Origin of the sequence: Enterobacter cloacae complex sp. GYL001 (assembly GCF_049237125.1) — a bacterium.
GTDB lineage: Bacteria > Pseudomonadota > Gammaproteobacteria > Enterobacterales > Enterobacteriaceae > Enterobacter > Enterobacter hormaechei_C.
Genome location: NZ_JBMKGW010000001.1, coordinates 543779 through 562491, shown reverse-complemented (window position 1 = coordinate 562491; position 18713 = coordinate 543779). Strand labels below are relative to the sequence as shown.

The 18713-nt window shown below is 53.3% G+C and carries 21 protein-coding genes, 2 tRNA genes and 1 other RNA gene; 9 read left to right on the top strand and 15 right to left on the bottom strand.

Features of this window, described 5'->3' with window-relative positions; all coding sequences use genetic code 11:
- Positions 1–21: 21 nt before the first annotated feature.
- From ymdB to csgB, 5 genes are all read right to left on the bottom strand, one after another.
- Positions 22–558: an O-acetyl-ADP-ribose deacetylase gene (gene ymdB, locus ACOTWU_RS02640; RefSeq protein WP_015570849.1), complete on the bottom strand. Its 537-nt coding sequence runs from the start codon at positions 556–558 to the stop codon at positions 22–24.
- A gap of 80 nt (positions 559–638) precedes the next feature.
- Positions 639–959, bottom strand: coding sequence for a type 1 fimbrial protein (locus ACOTWU_RS02635; protein ID WP_017384751.1), 321 nt, complete (start codon positions 957–959; stop codon positions 639–641).
- Positions 960–1112: 153 nt separating this feature from the next.
- On the bottom strand, positions 1113–1445 hold the full coding sequence (gene csgC, locus ACOTWU_RS02630) for a curli assembly chaperone CsgC (protein ID WP_017384752.1): 333 nt from the start codon (positions 1443–1445) through the stop codon (positions 1113–1115).
- Between the two features lie 56 nt (positions 1446–1501).
- A complete protein-coding gene (gene csgA, locus ACOTWU_RS02625; protein ID WP_003858043.1) occupies positions 1502–1957 on the bottom strand; it encodes a curli major subunit CsgA in 456 nt (151 codons plus the stop codon).
- 39 nt (positions 1958–1996) lie between these two features.
- Complete coding sequence (csgB, locus tag ACOTWU_RS02620) at positions 1997–2452, bottom strand: curli minor subunit CsgB (RefSeq protein ID WP_017384753.1); 456 nt, start codon at positions 2450–2452, stop codon at positions 1997–1999.
- A gap of 743 nt (positions 2453–3195) precedes the next feature.
- On the opposite strand from csgB, the gene csgD reads away from it, so the two are divergent.
- From csgD to csgG, 4 genes are read left to right on the top strand one after another with little or no spacing between them, the layout of a single operon-like run.
- Positions 3196–3846 (top strand): biofilm master transcriptional regulator CsgD, encoded by a 651-nt coding sequence (gene csgD, locus ACOTWU_RS02615; RefSeq protein WP_017384754.1) that lies wholly within the window; start codon positions 3196–3198, stop codon positions 3844–3846.
- A gap of 4 nt (positions 3847–3850) precedes the next feature.
- A complete protein-coding gene (csgE, locus tag ACOTWU_RS02610; RefSeq protein WP_003858052.1) occupies positions 3851–4240 on the top strand; it encodes a curli production assembly/transport protein CsgE in 390 nt (129 codons plus the stop codon).
- A 26-nt stretch (positions 4241–4266) separates the two neighbouring features.
- Entirely contained in the window at positions 4267–4683 is a 417-nt protein-coding gene (csgF, locus tag ACOTWU_RS02605) for a curli production assembly/transport protein CsgF (protein WP_003858054.1), read from the top strand.
- Between the two features lie 26 nt (positions 4684–4709).
- Positions 4710–5543, top strand: a complete 834-nt coding sequence (csgG, locus tag ACOTWU_RS02600; RefSeq protein ID WP_003858055.1) for a curli production assembly/transport protein CsgG — start codon at positions 4710–4712, stop codon at positions 5541–5543.
- A gap of 44 nt (positions 5544–5587) precedes the next feature.
- Here the strand turns inward: csgG and ACOTWU_RS02595 are convergent, their stop codons facing one another.
- From ACOTWU_RS02595 to ghrA, 4 genes are all read right to left on the bottom strand, one after another.
- The gene (locus ACOTWU_RS02595) at positions 5588–6070 is read right to left on the bottom strand and encodes a DUF1097 domain-containing protein (protein ID WP_072159654.1); all 483 of its coding nucleotides are present in this window, start codon (positions 6068–6070) and stop codon (positions 5588–5590) included.
- Positions 6071–6166: 96 nt separating this feature from the next.
- Positions 6167–6721, bottom strand: coding sequence for a TorD/DmsD family molecular chaperone (locus ACOTWU_RS02590; RefSeq protein WP_126498940.1), 555 nt, complete (start codon positions 6719–6721; stop codon positions 6167–6169).
- Positions 6722–6740: 19 nt separating this feature from the next.
- Entirely contained in the window at positions 6741–7478 is a 738-nt protein-coding gene (locus tag ACOTWU_RS02585; RefSeq protein WP_003858061.1) for a phosphatase, read from the bottom strand.
- Between the two features lie 84 nt (positions 7479–7562).
- A complete protein-coding gene (gene ghrA, locus ACOTWU_RS02580) occupies positions 7563–8501 on the bottom strand; it encodes a glyoxylate/hydroxypyruvate reductase GhrA (RefSeq protein WP_048247560.1) in 939 nt (312 codons plus the stop codon).
- A gap of 229 nt (positions 8502–8730) precedes the next feature.
- On the opposite strand from ghrA, the gene ACOTWU_RS02575 reads away from it, so the two are divergent.
- Together ACOTWU_RS02575 and ACOTWU_RS02570 are read left to right on the top strand one after the other, a co-directional pair.
- Positions 8731–8818 (top strand) — tRNA-Ser (locus tag ACOTWU_RS02575).
- 44 nt (positions 8819–8862) lie between these two features.
- Positions 8863–8999: non-coding RNA, RtT sRNA (locus tag ACOTWU_RS02570), on the top strand.
- Positions 9000–9119: 120 nt separating this feature from the next.
- On the opposite strand, the gene ACOTWU_RS02565 is transcribed toward ACOTWU_RS02570, so the two are convergent.
- A complete protein-coding gene (locus tag ACOTWU_RS02565) occupies positions 9120–10025 on the bottom strand; it encodes a LysR family transcriptional regulator (protein WP_015570854.1) in 906 nt (301 codons plus the stop codon).
- A gap of 109 nt (positions 10026–10134) precedes the next feature.
- Between ACOTWU_RS02565 and ACOTWU_RS02560 the strand changes: the two genes are divergently transcribed.
- From ACOTWU_RS02560 to ACOTWU_RS02550, 3 genes are all read left to right on the top strand, one after another.
- Positions 10135–10995: a pirin family protein gene (locus ACOTWU_RS02560; RefSeq protein WP_040117482.1), complete on the top strand. Its 861-nt coding sequence runs from the start codon at positions 10135–10137 to the stop codon at positions 10993–10995.
- A gap of 19 nt (positions 10996–11014) precedes the next feature.
- On the top strand, positions 11015–11692 hold the full coding sequence (locus ACOTWU_RS02555) for an isochorismatase family protein (protein ID WP_003858068.1): 678 nt from the start codon (positions 11015–11017) through the stop codon (positions 11690–11692).
- A gap of 137 nt (positions 11693–11829) precedes the next feature.
- Positions 11830–11917, top strand: a tRNA-Ser gene (locus tag ACOTWU_RS02550).
- Between the two features lie 243 nt (positions 11918–12160).
- Here the strand turns inward: ACOTWU_RS02550 and ACOTWU_RS02545 are convergent.
- The 5 genes from ACOTWU_RS02545 to efeU form a co-directional block, all read right to left on the bottom strand.
- Positions 12161–13666 carry an alanine/glycine:cation symporter family protein gene (locus ACOTWU_RS02545; protein WP_017384761.1) on the bottom strand — a complete coding sequence of 502 codons (1506 nt, stop codon included), beginning with the start codon at positions 13664–13666 and terminating at the stop codon, positions 12161–12163.
- 418 nt (positions 13667–14084) lie between these two features.
- Positions 14085–14876, bottom strand: coding sequence for a phosphate starvation-inducible protein PhoH (phoH, locus tag ACOTWU_RS02540; protein WP_017384762.1), 792 nt, complete (start codon positions 14874–14876; stop codon positions 14085–14087).
- 500 nt (positions 14877–15376) lie between these two features.
- Positions 15377–16660, bottom strand: a complete 1284-nt coding sequence (efeB, locus tag ACOTWU_RS02535; RefSeq protein ID WP_126498941.1) for an iron uptake transporter deferrochelatase/peroxidase subunit — start codon at positions 16658–16660, stop codon at positions 15377–15379.
- A 3-nt stretch (positions 16661–16663) separates the two neighbouring features.
- Complete coding sequence (gene efeO / locus ACOTWU_RS02530; RefSeq protein WP_023303411.1) at positions 16664–17791, bottom strand: iron uptake system protein EfeO; 1128 nt, start codon at positions 17789–17791, stop codon at positions 16664–16666.
- A 40-nt stretch (positions 17792–17831) separates the two neighbouring features.
- Positions 17832–18665, bottom strand: a complete 834-nt coding sequence (efeU, locus tag ACOTWU_RS02525; protein ID WP_023303410.1) for an iron uptake transporter permease EfeU — start codon at positions 18663–18665, stop codon at positions 17832–17834.
- Positions 18666–18713: the final 48 nt, after the last annotated feature.

Below are 18713 nucleotides of genomic sequence, written 5' to 3'. Positions count from 1 at the left end.
GCCGTTTTTGCACTTCAGACATCAAAATGCCTGGCTGCGCGCGGTCAAAATCCGCTGATACAGGTCGGCGGTGTGCTCATCGAAACAGACAAAAATGACTTTTTCCGGCATGGGTTTGAGGGAAAGGTAGTGATAAACGGTATTCACGGCGATTGTAGCTGCCGCTTCCTTTGGATAACCGTATACCCCGGTGCTAATGGCGGGGAACGCCATGGTCTTGTACCCGTTATCCGCCGCAAGCCGCAGGCAGTTACGATACGCCTGCTCCAGAATCTCAGCCTCATGGCGGTCGCCACCGTGCCAGACGGGTCCAACGGTATGGATCACCGCTTTGGCCGGGAGATCGCCTGCAAGCGTAATAACAGCATGCCCCGGCGGGCACTCTCCCTGCTGCTGACGCACGGTTTTGCATGCTTCAAGGAGTTGAGGGCCTGCGGCCCGGTGAATGGCACCGTCCACCCCGCCCCCACCCATCAGGGAGGAATTGGCTGCGTTGACGATCACGTCAACGTGTACCGTCGTGATATCGCCATGAATAACATCGATTTGCGGTCTCATAAACGCCCTCTGCAACCCGCCTTTTTCATCAGTGTATCGCAGAGGGAGAAGGAGAAAAACTGCCGTGAAAAAATCGTCGGTTAGCGGTAATCCACCTGAACGACCGCAAGCGTTTTCTGTTCATTCAGGTATTTCATGCTGACAGCGGCCAGAGCTGAATGAGGATGATGGCCCCGGAGCGCCTCGTCATAACTGATGGTATGCGTTTTCATACGGTTATTTTCCGGACAGGAGATCGCAAACTGCTGATGCCGGGGCGTGACTTCGCACGGGTCAGCGACCACCGCGCCACGAAAATGAATCACCCCACCATTTTCTATAGTTGCTGAATAAGCCGGAGATAAAAAAGAGGACAGGATCAGTCCCAGACCAGAAATAATACACGCTGCGGATTTGAACATTATTTGTACTCCTCAATGAAATTCGTCCTTGAGGGGTAAAAACGCTCCGTTATGACGTATCAATTTAAGCAACCCGATGACTGGGTTCTTGATATCAGCATAGCTTACCTGTGCAGCGCCGCCACTTTATTAAATCATTGATTTCATGAATTATTAAAGCGTACTTACCGGTGCGTTCCACTGCTGTGATAAATGAAGCGATTTTCCATCGGAAACGGTGACGATTATTTTTACCGCATCCCCTGAACGAATATTTAAACTGATTCGCGTTAAATCAATCGGCTGATTAGCGGGTATAAAAAGAGTATTTTTCTGCCGCGATGTACTTTGTCCCGCTTGCCCCTGTCGGACAGATAACACCTCAACCTGACATTCGCAGGCGTCTGCCAGCGTGACCTGAGGAATAATGGTTGTCATATTTGCCTGCTGTGAGGTGCTGAACGTTATCTGGCTGGCAAGCGCGGCAAGGAGAATGAAGGTGCTCATGAGATCCTCCCGAAAAAAAACAGGGCACATGCCCTGTTTTTTGGTACAGAATTGAATCAGTACTGATGTGCGGTCGCGTTGTTGCCAAAGCCAACCTGGTGCACAGTCACCGTTGAGCCGGACGCTGTCTGGTCTACCGCCGCGCCGTTGCCGCCGCCGAACTGTTTCACGTTGATAACAGAGTCTTTGCTATTCCACTGGTCGATGGTGGCGCTGTTACCAAAGCCTTTTTGCAGCAGATCGATAGAACTGTCATCAGAGCCCTGACCAACATCTGCGCCGTTACCGCCACCGTGCTGGGTAATGGTCAATTCAGAATCTCGGGCGTCCGTCTGCAAAGCAAGCGCGGAGTTACCGCCGCCGTACTGGTAAATGCTCAGGGTTGAGTCAGGGCCGTTATTGCCGCCACCCCAGCCACCTCCGTGGCCGCCGCCAAATTGTGGTACCGCACCTGCGAAAGCACTGCCAGAAACTACGATTGCTGCAATAACTGCCACTTTGAAAAGTTTCATGGTAAACCCCCATCGGATTGATTAAGGCGTCACACATCGCTAGCGTTGAATAACGCGAATAGCCATTTGCGACTGTCTCTGTACTACAACTGCTGTTTTCTGCGTACCATACTGCGTTATATTCGCCCTGTTACCCGAGCCTTTCTGGATAATCATGGCGGTGTTGCCAAAAGCGCCCTGCTTAATACTCGCATCGTTGCCGTTACCGGTCTGATCGATATAAGCAAGGTTATACGTCCCTGACTGATCAACATGCGCGCGGTTATTCCCGCCCTCCTGGGAAATAATGGACAGCAATTTAGAACCGCCCTGGCGTACATCAGCATTATTACCTGAGCCCTGTTGACCAATAATGGCTGCCTGATTGTATGAAGCTTTACTTAATTCATTTATCGCAAAATTATATTCAGAACTGGCTAAATCTGAATCACCTGCGATTACAAACCCAGGCGCACCCAGTAATGTAAACATCATAAACAACATTTTGTTTTTCATGCTGTCACCCTGGACCTGGCTATAAAATAGGTATGTCTTTACCCGTTAACGCGATTCGTTTTGTTAACGCCGCGTTACGGAAAAGAGTATGTCTGCCGAAACATATTTAATATCTCACCCGTGTGCCTTATTTTTATATGCTCATTCACCTCAAAGTCGTAAATCTCGCCTGAAACGACGCGACACACCACTAATGCAGAAATAAATTCTTGTCTGAGCGCCTGGACAACAGCGAGACAGGCTGTCCAACCTGTACCGGCTTCTACAGACAAACACGGCAATGTCTTTTGCCAGGTGCGTGACACGAAGCAAGTTTTCTTAAGAAAAATTTCCAGCTTAGAGAAGTCTTAACTTTTTAGCTGAGTTCATACTTTTTACCGGCTGGCTTACAATAATTAAAAGCTCAATAATTCAATTCTTTATAATATATTGTATGACTTTCAAAATCTATGCACGTTTATACACCTGTACAACTTTCCCCTTATCTTAAAATCTATTCACCCTGCAAAATACACAACTTAATATCGCATTTTACATTCTGTTACATGATTAACACTTGCTTTAAAGTTTGCAATAGCTAGATTGAAAACAGCAGTACGTTATTTGTTTTTAATTTTACCGCCTCCTTTGGAGGAAGGTTTTTTAACTACACACAGCAGTGCCACACCTGTCAGTACTTCTGGTGCCTTTTTCAATAATACGAGGGCAGCTGCCGGGTGTCATAAATAACGTGGGGTTTCATCATGTTTAATGAAGTCCATAGCTTACCCGGTCATACATTATTGTTGATCACAAAACCTTCCCTACAAGCGACAGCGTTATTGCAGCATTTAAAACAATGCCTCTCGCTTAACGGGAAACTGCATAATATTCAACGTTCTTTTGATGATATCGCTCCTGGCAGCATCATTCTTCTCGATATGATGGAAGCGGATAAAAAACTGGTCCATTACTGGCAGGATAATTTAAGCAGGAAAAACAATAATATCCGCGTATTGTTATTAAATACGCCTGATGAGTATCCTTTCCGCGATATTGAGAGCTGGCCGCATATTAACGGCGTGTTTTACGTCACTGAAGAAGAAAACCGTGTCGTGGAGGGTTTGCAGGGCATATTGCGGGGGGAGTGTTATTTCTCGCAAAAACTGGCCAGCTACCTCATTACCCACTCCGGAAATTATCGCTATAACAGTTCAGAATCTGCACTTCTGACGCACCGTGAGAAAGAGATCCTGAACAAACTGCGTATTGGTGCTTCAAATATTGAAATCGCCCGTTCGTTATTTATCAGCGAAAATACGGTTAAGACGCATCTTTATAATCTTTTCAAAAAGATAGCTGTTAAAAATCGCACGCAGGCGGTGTCGTGGGCAAACGATAACCTCAGGCGTTAATAGCATGAAACGCACCCTAAGTTGGATTGCCGCAGCAGGCATTATGCTTGCTGCCGGAAACCTTCAGGCTGTTGAGGTGGAAGTTCCCGGACTGTTGACCGACCACACCGTCACCTCTGTCGGACACGATTTTTATCGTGCCTTCAGCGATAAGTGGGAAAGCGATTATCCGGGTAACTTAACCATCAACGAACGGCCCAGTGCGCGGTGGGGAAGCTGGATCACAATAACCGCTAATCAGGACGTTATTTACCAGACTTTTTTATTCCCAACGAAAAGAGACTTCGATCAGAACGTCGCTTTCGCGCTGGCACAAACAGAAGAAGCTATTAACCGCCTACAGTTAGACAAAGCCCTTTTGAGCACAGGCGATTTAGCAAAAGATGAGTTCTAGCAACGACACCTATTTCGGAGGCTGTAATGCGTCTCGCACACACAGTGATTTCGTTAATGCTCATTGCGCCGTTGAGCTGGGCCGGAAATATGACATTCCAGTTCCGCAACCCTAATTTTGGCGGCAACCCGAATAACGGAGCCTTTATGCTTAACCAGGCTCAGGCTCAAAACTCCTATAAAGACCCCAGCTATGACGATGATTTCGGTATCGAGACCCCGTCGGCCCTGGATAATTTCACTCAGGCCATCCAGTCGCAAATATTAGGTGGCTTATTAACCAACATTAATACCGGAAAACCCGGACGGATGGTCACTAACGACTTTATCGTCGATATTGCCAATAAAGACGGGCAGCTTCAGTTAAATGTGACAGACCGAAAAACCGGTAAAACGTCGACAATCCAGGTTTCCGGTTTGCAGACCAGTTCAACTGATTTCTAAACAACCCCGAAATAAGGACAATTATTATGCAGCGCTTTTTTATTTTAGTTGCAGTGTGCTTATTAAGCGGTTGTTTAACTGCCCCGCCAAAAGAAGCCGCTAAACCCACCCTGATGCCTCGTGCCCAGAGCTACCGGGATCTGACACATCTGCCGGTCCCTACCGGGAAGATATTCGTCTCGGTCTATAACATTCAGGATGAGACGGGCCAGTTCAAACCGTATCCGGCCAGTAACTTCTCGACGGCCGTACCGCAGAGCGCCACCGCGATGCTGGTCACCGCCCTGAAAGATTCTCGCTGGTTTATCCCGCTGGAACGTCAGGGGCTGCAAAACCTGCTTAACGAACGAAAAATCATTCGTGCCGCGCAGGAGAATGGTACCGTTGGCGTCAATAACCGCATGCCGCTACAGTCTCTCACCGCAGCCAATATCATGGTGGAAGGCTCGATTATCGGCTACGAAAGTAACGTGAAATCGGGCGGCGCGGGTGCGCGTTACTTTGGCATCGGGGCCGACACGCAGTATCAGCTGGATCAGATTGCCGTCAACCTGCGCGTGGTTAACGTGAGCACGGGTGAGATATTATCCTCCGTGACCACCAGCAAAACGATTCTCTCTTATGAAGTGCAGGCCGGGGTGTTCCGCTTTATCGATTACCAGCGTCTGCTGGAAGGTGAAATTGGCTATACCTCTAACGAGCCGGTCATGCTGTGTCTGATGTCGGCCATCGAAACCGGCGTGATTTTCCTGATTAATGACGGTATCGATCGCGGCTTGTGGGATCTTCAGAATAAAAGTGATGTGAGTAATGCGGTGCTGGTGAAATACCGTGAGATGTCGGTGCCGCCAGAGTCATAATCGGCGGCGCATAAAAAAGGCGAGATTTCCGTCTCGCCTTTTTTTTATTTGCTTACCGCAGGAACGCTCTGGCTCTTCTCGCGCCGGGCCGCAAGCCAGAGACCGCTGTTCTTCATGGCGTAGCCAAACAGTAATCCCAGCATGAGCGAAGGGACCACCAGCTTCCAGTCCCCCTGCCCTGCAAAGGTCGCGCAGGCACCCATGAACGTGCCGGGCACAAAGGACAACAGCAGATGTTTTGCCTGAACGCACATCAGGAAGGCCACAATGCCGGTGATGGCGTATCCCAGGATTTCCACATGCGGCGCCAGCGCGCTGCCTTTCATAATGACCAGCGCCCAAATCACACCGCTCATCAGAGTACAGCCGGAGATGAAGAGCCCTTTGAGACCACCCTGCGGGCAGGCGAAATAGGCCGTGCAGCCAAGAAAACCAGCCCAGCTCAACAAGCCGAGAGAAACAGCCACCCAACCCCAGAGGCCGGAGAGGATGCCAGTCGTGATTGCAATACAAAGTAGTATGTTCATGGTGCGCATCTTAGCAGATGCGCACCATAGAAATGAGATCAGAAGCACATTACGTGCAAGTTGAAATGTATCGTTGCAGGATTTTTGTGATTCAAATCACTCTTCGTTCTCTTCTTCCAGCTCGTCCCACATGGCAGCGATGGCGTCACGCGTCAGCGGAGCCAGCGCTCTCCAGAACGGCGAGGTGGCATGGGCTTCAACTTTACCCAGGAAGGTGCCAACCCACGGAAGCAAATACGTTTCGAACAGGGTTTCAATCGCCTCGTTCTCATCATCACCTGCATTATCTTCAATCCAGGAGGCCGCCAGCAGCAGGGTACCGATATGATCGGCAGGCATATCCGTCAGCGGCATGCCGCGTTCTGACAGAAACGCCCGAACTTCCGCTTCGGTCGTACCTTCCTGCCAGGCAGAACGATACGGCGACACGCGACACTCTTCTCCCACAAACAGCGCGTTGTAATCCGTTGAAATCTGCTGCATATCGCAGCTTTTTTGCAAGCGTTCCAGCAACTCATCCTGTTCCAGCGGCCAGCTCTGCGCCAGTTTACCTTCACGAATCAGGGTAAACAGCGGAACCAGCAGCGGATCCTGCGGCTGGCGGTAATATAAGGTGCCCAGCACGCGGCAAAGGATGGAAAACTCATTCATGTTTTTATTCCGTTATTAATTAAAGATCGGCAAATTCATCAATCGGCGCCATGCCGCGCGACTCAAGGAAGTCGAGCATACGACGCGGCGTGACGTTCAGGATCTGTTCTTCCGGGAAATTCACGTCCCGCAATATTTTCAGGCACTCGCTGAAATCACCCAGCGTGAAGGCCGTGTGTGAATCAGAGCCCAGCGCCACCATGCCGCCCGCGTCACGCACGGCCGCCGCCACTTCGCGGCAGTTGGCTTCACTGCCCTTACGCGAGTGAACAAAGGAGGAGTTGTTAATCTCCAGCGCCACGCGGTGCTTCGCTGCCGCCTGCGCCACGGCCTGAATATCAATCGGGTATTTCGGATTTCCCGGGTGGCTGATAATGTGCACGTTGCCGCTGGCAATAGTGGCAATCATCGCTGCGGTGTTGGTCTCTTTATCCTGGGGCGCAAAGACCGGCTCGTGGAAGCCGGCGAGGATCAGATCTAACGAGGTCAGCATCGGGCCGGTGCAGTCAATCTCACCGTCAGTATTTTTGATGTTCGCTTCGATGCCGCGCAGTATCCCGATACCGTCCACCAGGCGTGGCCAGATACGCATATTCACAAAATGCCAGTAGTGCGGCGCATCCGCCATATCCGGACCGTGATCGGTTATCGCAAACAGTTTAATGCCTTTCAGCTTCGCCTGAGCGATATAATCATGGAGGTTACTGTAAGCGTGGGTACTGGCGACGGTGTGCATATGCAGGTCAACGGGATACATCTTTCTCTCCTCTGCGGTTTTTCCCAAGGATAGCAGTTATCAGCGGCGAATATTAGCAAAAACCCGGCGAACGCCGGGTTTCTCTCAGTAGCCTCGCTGTCTGTCGACCTGTCCGGTCACCGCGTTGCCCTTCTCTATTTCGCTGATGGTATGCGAGATGTACGCCACGGCCTCCGCCGGTCGCGTCACGGCCGCAATATGAGGCGTCATCGCCACGCGCGGATGTGCCCAGAGCGGGCTGTCTTTTGGCAGCGGTTCGCGGCTATACACATCCAGCATTGCGCCTTTCAGTTTACCGCTATCCAGCGCTTTCAGCAGATCGTCTTCGACAACGTGTACCCCGCGCGCCAGGTTCATTAAGTAGCTGTCTTCTGCCAACTGGTTGAGGAGCGTGCCATTGATAATGCCGACCGTTTCCGCCGTATTCGGCAGCAGGTTAATAAGGACGCGAGTCCCTTTCAGGAACGCCGGGAGTTCGTCCGTTCCGGCAAAGCTCTCGACGCCTGGATAATCCTTACGGCTCCGGCTCCAGCAGCGCAGTGGGAAGCCCCACGGCGCGAGCGCTTCGGCGACTTTCGAACCCAGTACACCCGCGCCGAGGATGCCGATGGTGAAATCTTCATACTGATAATCCGGAAGCGGTTCCCAGTGGGATTGCTGTTTAAACGCCTGATAATCGTCGAAACGGCGGAACCAGTGCAGCACCTGGCTCACGGCATATTCCTGCATCTGCTGCCCCATACCGGTATCTTCCAGACGAAACAGGGGAATATCCTCCGGCAGCATTTCAGGGTGTGCCTTCAGCTTACTGAGAATGGAATCCACACCCGCACCAAGAGCAAACACCGCCTTCAAACGGCGTCCCTGAAGCATTTCGACCGGGGGATGCCAGACCAGCGCGTAGTCAGCATGTTCATTATCGCCCTGTTTCCATTCGCGAACGCGTGCGCCAGGCAGTGCCGCCGTGAGCGCGTTAATCCAGTAAGCCGTATCAAAAGTGGGGTGATAGAAGATAATATCCATAGTCATTGCCTTTTATTGCGCTGTTTTATTTTCATTTTCAACTGGCTTGCCAGCATAACAAATTTATCGCTAAACCGCGTTGCTGATAAAAGAGGCGTATTTCGCACATTTCGGAATCAGGTTGCCTGAAGTTTGTCTAAACACGCTAAATTACTGAAAAAGTGGGTTGACGGCAGTACGGCTTTTCCTTACATTAGCGCCCGTCCCGACAACAACGGGATGACAATATGGTGAGGTGTCCGAGTGGCTGAAGGAGCACGCCTGGAAAGTGTGTATACGGCAACGTATCGGGGGTTCGAATCCCCCCCTCACCGCCATATTTGAAGAAGAGCTCGCATGAAAATGCGGGCTTTTTTTTCGCATGTTGCACGCCTTTGGGGGGATGAGAACCCCCGACCGGGGTTCGACAACTGGCGCAGCCAGTTGGACAGACTGAGAGCGTAGCGAACAGGCTGCCCGAAGGGCGAGCGAAGCGAGTCAATCCCCCCCTCACCGCCATATTCAAGACAAGAGCTCGTACGTAAGTACGGGCTTTTTTCTTTTATATTCTCCGTAAGGAGATTCGCTCCCTGCGTTCTTTATGTCGGGTGGCGCTACGCTTACCCGACCTACAAAAAGCTAGTCTTCAACCATCTTTGCATACTCTTCGGTGAGAAAATCCACCAGCGTCCTGACCGATGGCAGCAGGCCGCGCCGGGATGGATACACCGCGTGGATCACTTCCCGTCTGGGTTCCCAGGCATTCAGCACCCGAACAAGTTCACCTGAAGCCAGCTGATCCTTCACCATCAAAATGGGCAGCTGTACCACGCCCACGCCCGCCATCGCCGCCTCCCGCAGCGCCAGCATGTCGGTAGTCACCAGGCGCGGCGTGAAGTGAATTTCTGCCTTTGCGCCCTCCGGCCCGCTCAATTCCCACTTATGCAGGTGCTTGCCCGCCCCCATACTTAACCCCGGCCACTCGCTGAGTTCAGAGGGCATCGCCGGGTTGCCCATCCGTTCAATCAGTGCCGGCCCGGCAACCAGACAGTGCCCCCTGTCCGCCAGCACCCTTAATACCAGATCGCTGTCATCAAACGGGCGCGGACGAACGCGGATCGCCACATCCACCCCCTCCGCCACCAGATCGACCCGGCGGTTGGTGGCTTCGAGCTGGAGGTTGATCCCTGGATAGCGCGCCATAAACCGCGCCAGCATGGGCCCCACGTGAACGTGCAGCAAGGTGACAGGACAGGTGAGCCTGACCATACCGCGCGGCTCAGCCTGTAAAGCAGCCACCGCCTCCTCCGCAGCTTCAGCTTCCACCAGCATGGCTTTACAGTGCTGATAGAACGTCTGCCCCACCTCCGTCACTGCAAACTGCCGCGTGGTACGTTGGATCAACCGAACGCCCAGGCGTTCTTCCAGCTGCGCAATCCTACGGCTCAGTTTCGACTTAGGCTGATCGAGCGCCCGACCCGCCGCCGCAAAGCCGCCATGCTCCACCACCTTTACAAACCATACGAAATCATTGAGATCCTGCATACGCCTCCATTGTTCCATTTAAGGAACAGTGAATGTCATTTTTGCTATCTACCGGGATATTAACCCTGAATATAAGCTAATTTCATCAACAGGACATCAGGAGTTAATCATGAAAAACGTAACAGGCGTGTATACCGCACCTCGTCCGCACTGGGTCGGTGACGGTTTTCCGGTTCGTTCGATGTTTTCTTACCAGACGCACGGCGAGCCCCTGAGCCCGTTCCTGCTGCTGGACTACGCCGGACCGCATACCTTCCCGGCGGACGGCGCGAAACGCGGCGTGGGCGAGCACCCTCATCGCGGTTTTGAAACGGTGACCATCGTCTACTCAGGCGAAGTGGAGCACCGTGATTCCACCGGCAGAGGCGGCGTTATTGGCCCAGGCGACGTGCAGTGGATGACGGCAGGCGCAGGCATTTTGCACGAGGAGTTCCACTCCAGCGCGTTTTCGCAGAAAGGCGGTGAACTGAAAATGATGCAGCTGTGGGTCAACCTGCCCGCCAAAGACAAAATGGCGACGCCTGGCTACCAGAGCATCACTCAGGCGGATATCCCGGTGGTCACCCTGCCGGATAACAGCGGAACATTGCGCGTGATTGCTGGCCGTTTTGGAGAGGTAACCGGCCCGGCGCATACCTTCTCACCGCTGAACGTGTGGGATCTCGCGCTGCGCCAGGGTAGCCATCTGACGCTCAATCAGCCCGAAGGCTGGAGCACGGCGCTGGTTGTCGTTGAAGGCAGCGTGACGGTGAACGGCACCACGCCTGCCGGTGAGGCGCAACTGGTCGTGCTGAGTCAGAGCGGTGACAAACTGCATCTCGAAGCCAGCAGCGATGCCAAAGTGCTGCTGATGGCCGGGGAGCCGCTAAATGAACCCATCGTGGGCTATGGCCCGTTTGTGATGAACAGTAAAACCGAAATTGCCGAGGCTATTCGCGATTTCAACTCCGGCCGCTTTGGCCAAATCTAAACGTAATAAGGAGCGCATTATGTCTACCCCTGCAAACTTCAACGGTGCACGTCCCGTTATTGACGTAAACGATGCCGTTATGCTGCTTATCGATCACCAGAGCGGGCTGTTCCAGACCGTAGGAGACATGCCAATGCCTGAGCTGCGCGCCCGTGCAGCAGCGCTGGCAAAAATCGCCTCGCTGGCGAAGATCCCGGTGATCACCACGGCGTCGGTTCCACAGGGACCGAACGGCCCGCTTATCCCGGAGATCCACGCCAACGCGCCGCACGCACAGTATGTGGCACGCAAGGGTGAGATCAACGCCTGGGATAACCCGGAGTTCGTGGCGGCGGTGAAAGCCACCGGGCGCAAAACGCTGATTATCGCGGGGACGATCACCAGCGTCTGCATGGCCTTCCCGTCCATCAGCGCGGTGGCGGACGGATATAAAGTGTTTGCGGTGATTGATGCCTCCGGCACCTACAGCAAAATGGCGCAGGAGATCACCCTGGCGCGCGTGGTGCAGGCAGGCGTGGTGCCGATGGACACGGCTGCTGTTGCTTCCGAAATTCAGCGCACGTGGAACCGTGAAGATGCGGGTGAATGGGCTGAGGTGTACACACACATCTTCCCGGCCTACCAGCTGCTGATCGAAAGCTACAGCAAAGCGCAGGACGTGGTGAAAAATAGCGAAGTGCTCGATTCGCAGCGTTAATCCTGCGCGCTGCGACATAAGCTGATTAAGGCTTAACCGAACAAGCACGAATGCTGAAAATCTGCTTGACCGTTTTAGCGCAACTCCCTATAGTAGCGCCCCGTTGCCCCCCAAGCGGTCAGGCAGCAAAACAATATGGTGAGGTGTCCGAGTGGCTGAAGGAGCACGCCTGGAAAGTGTGTATACGGCAACGTATCGGGGGTTCGAATCCCCCCCTCACCGCCATATTTAAGATGAGAGCTCGTACGAAAGTACGGGCTTTTTTCTTTTATATTCTCCGAAAAGGGGGGGATGAGAACCCCCGACTGGGGTTCGACAACTGGCGGCAGCCAGTTGGACAGACTGAGAGCATAGCGAACAGGCTGCCCGCAGGGCAAGCGAAGCGAGTCAATCCCCCCGGTGCGACACGAGCTGCCTCACCTACAAAAAAAAGCCCGTACAAAAGCACGGGCCTGTCTCAACCATTCCTCAGCTATTCAGCTTTCCAGCCGGTTGCTTTCCCTCGGGAGCAAGTCTCTGGCCAATATTCAAACCCGCTTCATCCTTACGCTCCTCCAGCCAGTAATCCGCATTTTTAATCCCCAGCCGAACCGGGTCAAAGTGTGGATCCAACCCCTGTGCATTCTGGATTTCATAATCCTTCAGGCTGGCAAACGCTTTTTTATGCAACAGAACGATGGCAATAATGTTGAGCCATGCCATCAGCCCTACGCCGATATCCCCTAATCCCCAGGCCAGATCCGCGGTGCGTACCGTGCCATATACCGTCGAAGCCATCAGACACAGCTTGAGCAGGAACGTCAGCCACGGGCGATGAATCTTACGGTTGATGTAGGCGATATTCGTTTCAGCGATGTAGTAGTAAGCAATGATCGTGGTGAAGGCAAAGAAGAACAGCGCGATGGCAACAAAATAATTACCGAAGCCCGGCATCATACTTTCCATTGCCGTCTGGACATATCCCGGTCCTGCGGCCACGCCTGCTATTCCGGTATAGAGCGCTGCGCCGTCGACGCCCTGCACGTTATACAGCCCGGTGATCAACAGCATAAACCCGGTCGCGGAGCAGACAAACAGCGTGTCGATGTACACGGAGAACGCCTGAACCAGCCCCTGTTTCACCGGATGGCTTACGGCCGCCGCCGAGGAGGCATGTGGCCCGGTACCCTGCGCCGCCTCGTTGGAATAGACGCCACGCTTCACGCCCCACATGATGGCCTGGCCCAGAATAGCGCCAAACCCAGCTTCAAGGCCAAAAGCACTTTTCCAGATCAGCAATATAACTGAAGGAAGCTGATCAATATTGATAGCGATAATCACGCACGCCACAATAATATAGCCGAGCGCCATAAACGGAACCACCATGCTGCTAAAGCTGGCAATCCTTTTTACGCCACCAAAAATAATAAAACTCAACAGCACAGCAAGTAACGCCGCCGTGACATTTGGGCTCAGACCAAAAGCAATATCCAGGCTCGCACCAATAGAGTTTGCCTGCACACCTGGCAGTAATAATCCGCAGGAGAAAATCGTTACGATGGCAAATAACCATGCGTACCACTTCACGCCTAACCCTTTCTCAATATAAAAGGCAGGACCACCACGATATTCGCCGTTAATTTTCTCTTTATAAACCTGACCTAACGTGGATTCGACAAAAGCAGAGCTTGCCCCCAAAAATGCCACGATCCACATCCAGAAAAGCGCACCGGGTCCACCAAAGGTAATGGCGGTCGCTACACCGGCAATATTCCCTGTCCCCACGCGGCCCGCCAGCGTCATCGTCAGCGCCTGAAACGACGACACGCCTGCCTCGGTAGGACGCCCCTGAAACATCAGGGTAATCATAAGTTTTATATGCCGTAATTGCAGAAAGCGACTACGCAGCGAGAAATAGAGGCCGACACCCAGACATAAAAATATTAACGCCGGGCTCCAGATAACACCATTAATTGCACTAACCAGTTCGTTCATGTATGACCCTTAGCGTGATGTTCCAGAGGAAACGATCCCCTGGCGAGTTTCTTTTTAGAATTTTGTCTGAACAAGTACGAAACATAGATAATTACCCAAAAGACACCAACTTAATTTTTACTGCTTAGTCATGTTCTGTGACAACATTCACGTTTAATTTTAAACCAATAATTAGCATGATCATTATATTTATAGATATTTTGTGGGTATTATAAATACATATCACATTTCCGTGACCTGTATAAAAAGCGTTCGCAGTAAATTAACAGTAATATTATTATTACCGCAAAACGGGGCGTAAATCCCGTTGAATGCTATAGGAAATAAATATGATTTAAAAAAGCCACGCGTGCAGAGGGAATAAAGGAAGCTTCCCGGCATAACGCCGGGAAGAAATGACTTAAAATGTGAAATGATCTTAGTCGGAGTACACTTCCAGCGTTCGTTGGCACAGCGCTGAGCGGACGCAGTCCTCTTTTGTGAAGCGGACCACCCCTATCATCTCATCTTCCTCAAAACGTGACATGGCATCGCTCAGGCCGGACTTCACGCCCGACGGCAGGTCACACTGGGTAATATCGCCGTTGACGATAACCGTCACGTTCTCCCCGAGGCGCGTTAAAAACATCTTCATTTGCGCAGCGGTCACATTCTGAGCCTCGTCAAGAATAACGACCGCATTTTCAAATGTACGTCCGCGCATATAGGCGAACGGCGCGATTTCCACCTTGCCAATCTCTGGTCGCAGGCAGTACTGCATAAAGGAAGCGCCCAACCGCTTCACCAGCACGTCATAGACGGGCCTGAAGTACGGGGCAAACTTCTCGGAAATATCGCCGGGCAGGAAGCCCAGATCTTCATCCGCTTGCAGTACCGGACGGGTAACGATGATCCTTTCCACGTCCTTATGAATCAGCGCCTCCGCCGCTTTGGCGGCGCTGATCCAGGTTTTCCCGCATCCGGCTTCCCCGGTTGCAAAGATGAGCTGTTTACTCTCGATAGCATTCAGGTAGTGCGCCTGAGCTTCATTCCGCGCCACAATTGGCGATGCATCGCGGCTGTCCCGCGCCATGCCAATGGATTCTACGCCGCTCATCTGCACAAGCGAGGTGACCGATTCTTCTTCACGCTGCTTATGGCTACGTGAATCCCGTCTCAGCACACGTTTTGCTTCACGACGAGCTTTGATCACTGCTTTCTGTCTTCCCATGGATAGCACCTTGAGTTGTTGGTATTCATCACACGCGCCAGCATCGGCACGATTATGCGCACGAACATCAGAGGGTTGGCTTCCTTGTAAGCCATTGCTTGCATTACCGGATGACGATATACAACGGCTACGCGCACCGTTATGCACGTCGGTAGAAAAAGGTTCTTGAGGTGAAGGAGAGAATTTGGTGGTGAAGAAATCGCTGCCGGAGTCTGAGCCTCCGCGCCGGGTACTGCGGTTGATGTGTTTACCTTGTCCAGTACAGGACGCAACCATTCGCGATCTCCATAGTGAGTTAGCATCACTGCCGGGAACTACCGCTGTCTTCTCTTAAGTACATCAGGAATTATCATAAATGCAACATTTATTTTACCTGAATGCAACTTTTAGGACTGCCCCTACATGGAAAATCAGTCTTATATAGAAATATTACAGAAATATAACAATAAGATAGTCCTTCGAAAAAATAATGTCCCCGCGAACTGTCGCAGGGACGATTATCAGGCTTCTATCAGACCCTGAGCGAGCCAGGCGTTCGCCTCACGCGCGCCGGGCAGGGCAAAGAAATAGCCGCCGCCGATGGGCTTAATATATTCCTCCAGCGCTTCGCCGTTGAGCCGCTTCTGCACGGTGAGGAATCCCTTCTCCAGATCGTGCTGATAGCAGACAAACAGCAGTCCCATATCAAGCTGACCGGAGTTGGTCACCCCCAGCGAGTAGCTGTAGCCCCTGCGCATCATCAGGCTGGATTGCGTCTCTTTGGTGCGAGGATTGGCGAGGCGAATATGGCTGTCCAGCGCGATGACATCCCCGTTCGGATCGCGGGCGTAGTCGGGTTCATCGTGCTCGTGCTTCATGCCGAGCGGTGCGCCGGTTTGCTTATCGCGACCGAAGATAGTTTGCTGCTCTTTCAGCGGCGTGCGGTCCCAGAACTCCACGTGGAACTGAATGATACGCACCGCCTGATAGGTGCCTCCGACCGCCCAGGCCGGTTCGCCCTGATCCGCCGTCACCCATACCACGTTCTTCATCAACGCGGTATTGCTGCTGTCCGGGTTGGCGGTGCCGTCTTTGAAGCCCAGCAGGTTGACCGGCGTCTCTTTCCCTTTACTGCGCGCGGCGTGGTCAGAGATAAAACCTTCCCGCTTCCAGCGCACGCTCAGCAGATCCGGGGTGTGCTTGATAATATCGCGCAGGGCATGGATCACCGTATCCTGGGTATTAGCGCAGATCTGCAACAGCAGATCGCCGTGGCACAGCGCCGCGTCAAGAGAATCATTCGGGAATCGCGTCATTTTTTGCAGCGCTTTCGGCTTCTGCTTCGCCAGTCCGTAGCGATCATCAAACAGCGATTCCCCCACCGACACGGTGATGGTCAGATTATCGGGAGCGATAAACGCGCCGAGGATGCCGGAATCCATCGGCGGCAGGCGCGGATTCGGTGTTTCCGGTGCGGGACCGCCGGCGGTGAGGAAGGCAATACGCGTGGTCAACAGCCTGAACAGACGCTCAAGGTCGGCTTTATCACTCGCCAGCGAATCGAAAGCCACCAGCATCATCGAGGCCTGCTGCGGCGTCAGGATCCCCGCCTGGTGCTCACCATAAAACGGCTGCGTTTCCATACGCGCATCCGGGGAGAGCGTGCCGGGGGCGCTTTGCGGTTTTGCCGCATGCGCCACCGGACAGCCGCCCGCCAGGGCAAACGCGCCGCCCAGCGCCCCTACCCCTTTTAACAACCGACGTCGGGAAGGTTCCGCCACGTCGTACTCGTCATGCTTGTTCATCGCTTAATCCAGACCCAGTACGCCACGCAGCAGGGAGAGATCTTCCGCCAGGGTGGTTATCGGGCCTTTCAGCGCGTTACGGTCAGCATCGGTCAGCTTGTCGTAGGTTTCGAACCCGTCTTTGGTGCGGTATTTCGCCAGGATAGCGTCAACTTTCTTAAAGTTGGCATCCACTTTCGCCAGCAGCTCGCCGTTCTCTTTTTGCAGCTGAGGCCGCAGCAGATCGACAATTTTCTGTGCGCCGTCGACGTTCGCCTGGAAGTCCCACAGGTCGGTGTGGCTGTAACGATCTTCTTCACCGCTGATTTTGCTGGCGGCCACTTCTTCAATCAGGCCCGCTGCGCCACCCACCACTTTCGACGGTGGGAATGCCAGCTCGCTGATGCGTTTTTGCAGCTCCAGCACGTCGCTGTTGAGCTGCTCGGCGTATTTCTCCATCCCACTGGTGGAGTTATCGCCAAACAGGGCTTTTTCCAGACGGTGGAAGCCGGTGAATTTCGGATCGGCGGCCTTCTGCTCGTAGTCGTCTTCACGGGCGTCAATGCTGCCATCGAGGTCAGAGAACAGTTCGGCAATCGGCTCAATGCGCTCGTAGTGCTGACGGGTAGGCGCATACAGGGATTTCGCTTTTTCGATGTCGCCCGCTTTCACCGCGTCGGTAAAGGCTTTGGTGCCTGCCACCAGGTCCGCTGTCTCTTTGGTGACGTAGGCTTTATAGGCGGTAATGGCGTCGCCGAGGCTCAGCAGCGCCGTGCCTTTGGCCGCGTCCGCCGTCGCTGCGCCTTTGACGATCAGCTTACCTTTCGGGTTAGTCAGCAGGCCGCAGGTCATGTCATATTCCCCGGGCTGAAGATTTGCGGTCATCTTCTGGCTGAAGCCCGGCGCGATATTCTCGCGCTCTTCCACCACCATCACGCCTTTCAGGATTTCCCACTCCAGCGCCTTCTGGCTGTGGTTCTGAATAATAAACTGCGTTTTACCGCTGTTAACCGTGATGGTCATCGGCTCGCACTGTTTATCGTTGACGGTGACTTTTACCTGCGGAATATCTGCCGCCTGAGCGGTGAAGGCAGACACGAACAGCGCGGCAATGCCTGCGCATAACGCACTACGACGGAACTGAATGGCCATGACTCTTCCCTTTAAAAGTATGTTGTAACTAAAACAGCACTTACGGCGCTACGCGCGACGTCTGCGAGCCGGTACGCGGCGGCATAGCGAACAGGATCAGCGCCGGAACCAGATAGATAAAGTACATCGCCACTTCGCTGACGCTCGGCGTTTCCTGGTAGCCGAAGATCCCTTCGAGCAGGGTACCGGTCAGTGAATGGGTCGACAGGACGTTGCTGAGATCGAACGCCACGTCCTGGAAGTGGTTCCACAGACCCGCTTCGTGGAAGGCGCGGATCGCCCCTGCCGCCAGCCCTGCGGCCACCAGCAGAATAAACAGGCTGGTCCACTTGAAGAACACGCCCAGGTTAAGACGAATGCCGCCCCAGTAGAGCAGGAAGCCAAGCACAACCGCCGTGGCCAGCCCGAGCACCGCGCCCAGCGGCGGCCAGATGCCCACGTCCTGCTGAAAAGCCGCGAGCAGGAAGAACACAGACTCCAGGCCTTCACGCGCCACGGCGAAAAAGACCATCATGATCAGCGCCCAGCCGTGGTGGTTGCCTTTTTGCAGGGCGTTATCCACCGCCTGCTCAAGCTGTACCTTCACGTTACGGGAGACCTTGCGCATCCAGAACACCATCCAGGTGAGGATCACCACCGCAATCACGGCGACGATCCCTTCAAACAGCTCCTGCTCTTTCTGCGGGAACTCCCCGGTGGTTTCGTTGATGAGGATACCGAGGCCCAGGCAGAGCGCCGCAGCAAGGAAAACCCCAACCCACATGACGCCAATCCAGCGTCCGCGCTGGGTACGCTTCAGATAACTGGCGATAAGGCTAACAATCAGGGCCGCTTCAAGGCCTTCACGTAACATAATGAGAAAAGGAACAAACATGCCGACACCTTAAATGTTTATCGCGGTCAACTGATGCAAAGAAAAGTA

Excerpts from the sequence above, each read along its gene's own strand:
- ymdB (WP_015570849.1), bottom strand. The coding sequence starts at position 558 with ATGAGACCGCAAATCGATGTTATTCATGGCGATATCACGACGGTACAC.
- ACOTWU_RS02560 (WP_040117482.1), top strand. The coding sequence starts at position 10,135 with ATGAAAAACGTAACAGGCGTGTATACCGCACCTCGTCCGCACTGGGTC.
- ACOTWU_RS02635 (WP_017384751.1), bottom strand. The coding sequence starts at position 959 with ATGTTCAAATCCGCAGCGTGTATTATTTCTGGTCTGGGACTGATCCTG.
- efeB (WP_126498941.1), bottom strand. The coding sequence starts at position 16,660 with ATGAACAAGCATGACGAGTACGACGTGGCGGAACCTTCCCGACGTCGG.
- ACOTWU_RS02590 (WP_126498940.1), bottom strand. The coding sequence starts at position 6,721 with ATGAATGAGTTTTCCATCCTTTGCCGCGTGCTGGGCACCTTATATTAC.
- ACOTWU_RS02595 (WP_072159654.1), bottom strand. The coding sequence starts at position 6,070 with ATGAACATACTACTTTGTATTGCAATCACGACTGGCATCCTCTCCGGC.
- phoH (WP_017384762.1), bottom strand. The coding sequence starts at position 14,876 with ATGGGAAGACAGAAAGCAGTGATCAAAGCTCGTCGTGAAGCAAAACGT.
- csgB (WP_017384753.1), bottom strand. The coding sequence starts at position 2,452 with ATGAAAAACAAAATGTTGTTTATGATGTTTACATTACTGGGTGCGCCT.
- efeU (WP_023303410.1), bottom strand. The coding sequence starts at position 18,665 with ATGTTTGTTCCTTTTCTCATTATGTTACGTGAAGGCCTTGAAGCGGCC.
- ACOTWU_RS02585 (WP_003858061.1), bottom strand. The coding sequence starts at position 7,478 with ATGTATCCCGTTGACCTGCATATGCACACCGTCGCCAGTACCCACGCT.
- ACOTWU_RS02555 (WP_003858068.1), top strand. The coding sequence starts at position 11,015 with ATGTCTACCCCTGCAAACTTCAACGGTGCACGTCCCGTTATTGACGTA.
- efeO (WP_023303411.1), bottom strand. The coding sequence starts at position 17,791 with ATGGCCATTCAGTTCCGTCGTAGTGCGTTATGCGCAGGCATTGCCGCG.
- csgG (WP_003858055.1), top strand. The coding sequence starts at position 4,710 with ATGCAGCGCTTTTTTATTTTAGTTGCAGTGTGCTTATTAAGCGGTTGT.
- csgF (WP_003858054.1), top strand. The coding sequence starts at position 4,267 with ATGCGTCTCGCACACACAGTGATTTCGTTAATGCTCATTGCGCCGTTG.
- csgE (WP_003858052.1), top strand. The coding sequence starts at position 3,851 with ATGAAACGCACCCTAAGTTGGATTGCCGCAGCAGGCATTATGCTTGCT.
- csgA (WP_003858043.1), bottom strand. The coding sequence starts at position 1,957 with ATGAAACTTTTCAAAGTGGCAGTTATTGCAGCAATCGTAGTTTCTGGC.
- ACOTWU_RS02545 (WP_017384761.1), bottom strand. The coding sequence starts at position 13,666 with ATGAACGAACTGGTTAGTGCAATTAATGGTGTTATCTGGAGCCCGGCG.
- ACOTWU_RS02565 (WP_015570854.1), bottom strand. The coding sequence starts at position 10,025 with ATGCAGGATCTCAATGATTTCGTATGGTTTGTAAAGGTGGTGGAGCAT.
- ghrA (WP_048247560.1), bottom strand. The coding sequence starts at position 8,501 with ATGGATATTATCTTCTATCACCCCACTTTTGATACGGCTTACTGGATT.
- csgC (WP_017384752.1), bottom strand. The coding sequence starts at position 1,445 with ATGAGCACCTTCATTCTCCTTGCCGCGCTTGCCAGCCAGATAACGTTC.
- csgD (WP_017384754.1), top strand. The coding sequence starts at position 3,196 with ATGTTTAATGAAGTCCATAGCTTACCCGGTCATACATTATTGTTGATC.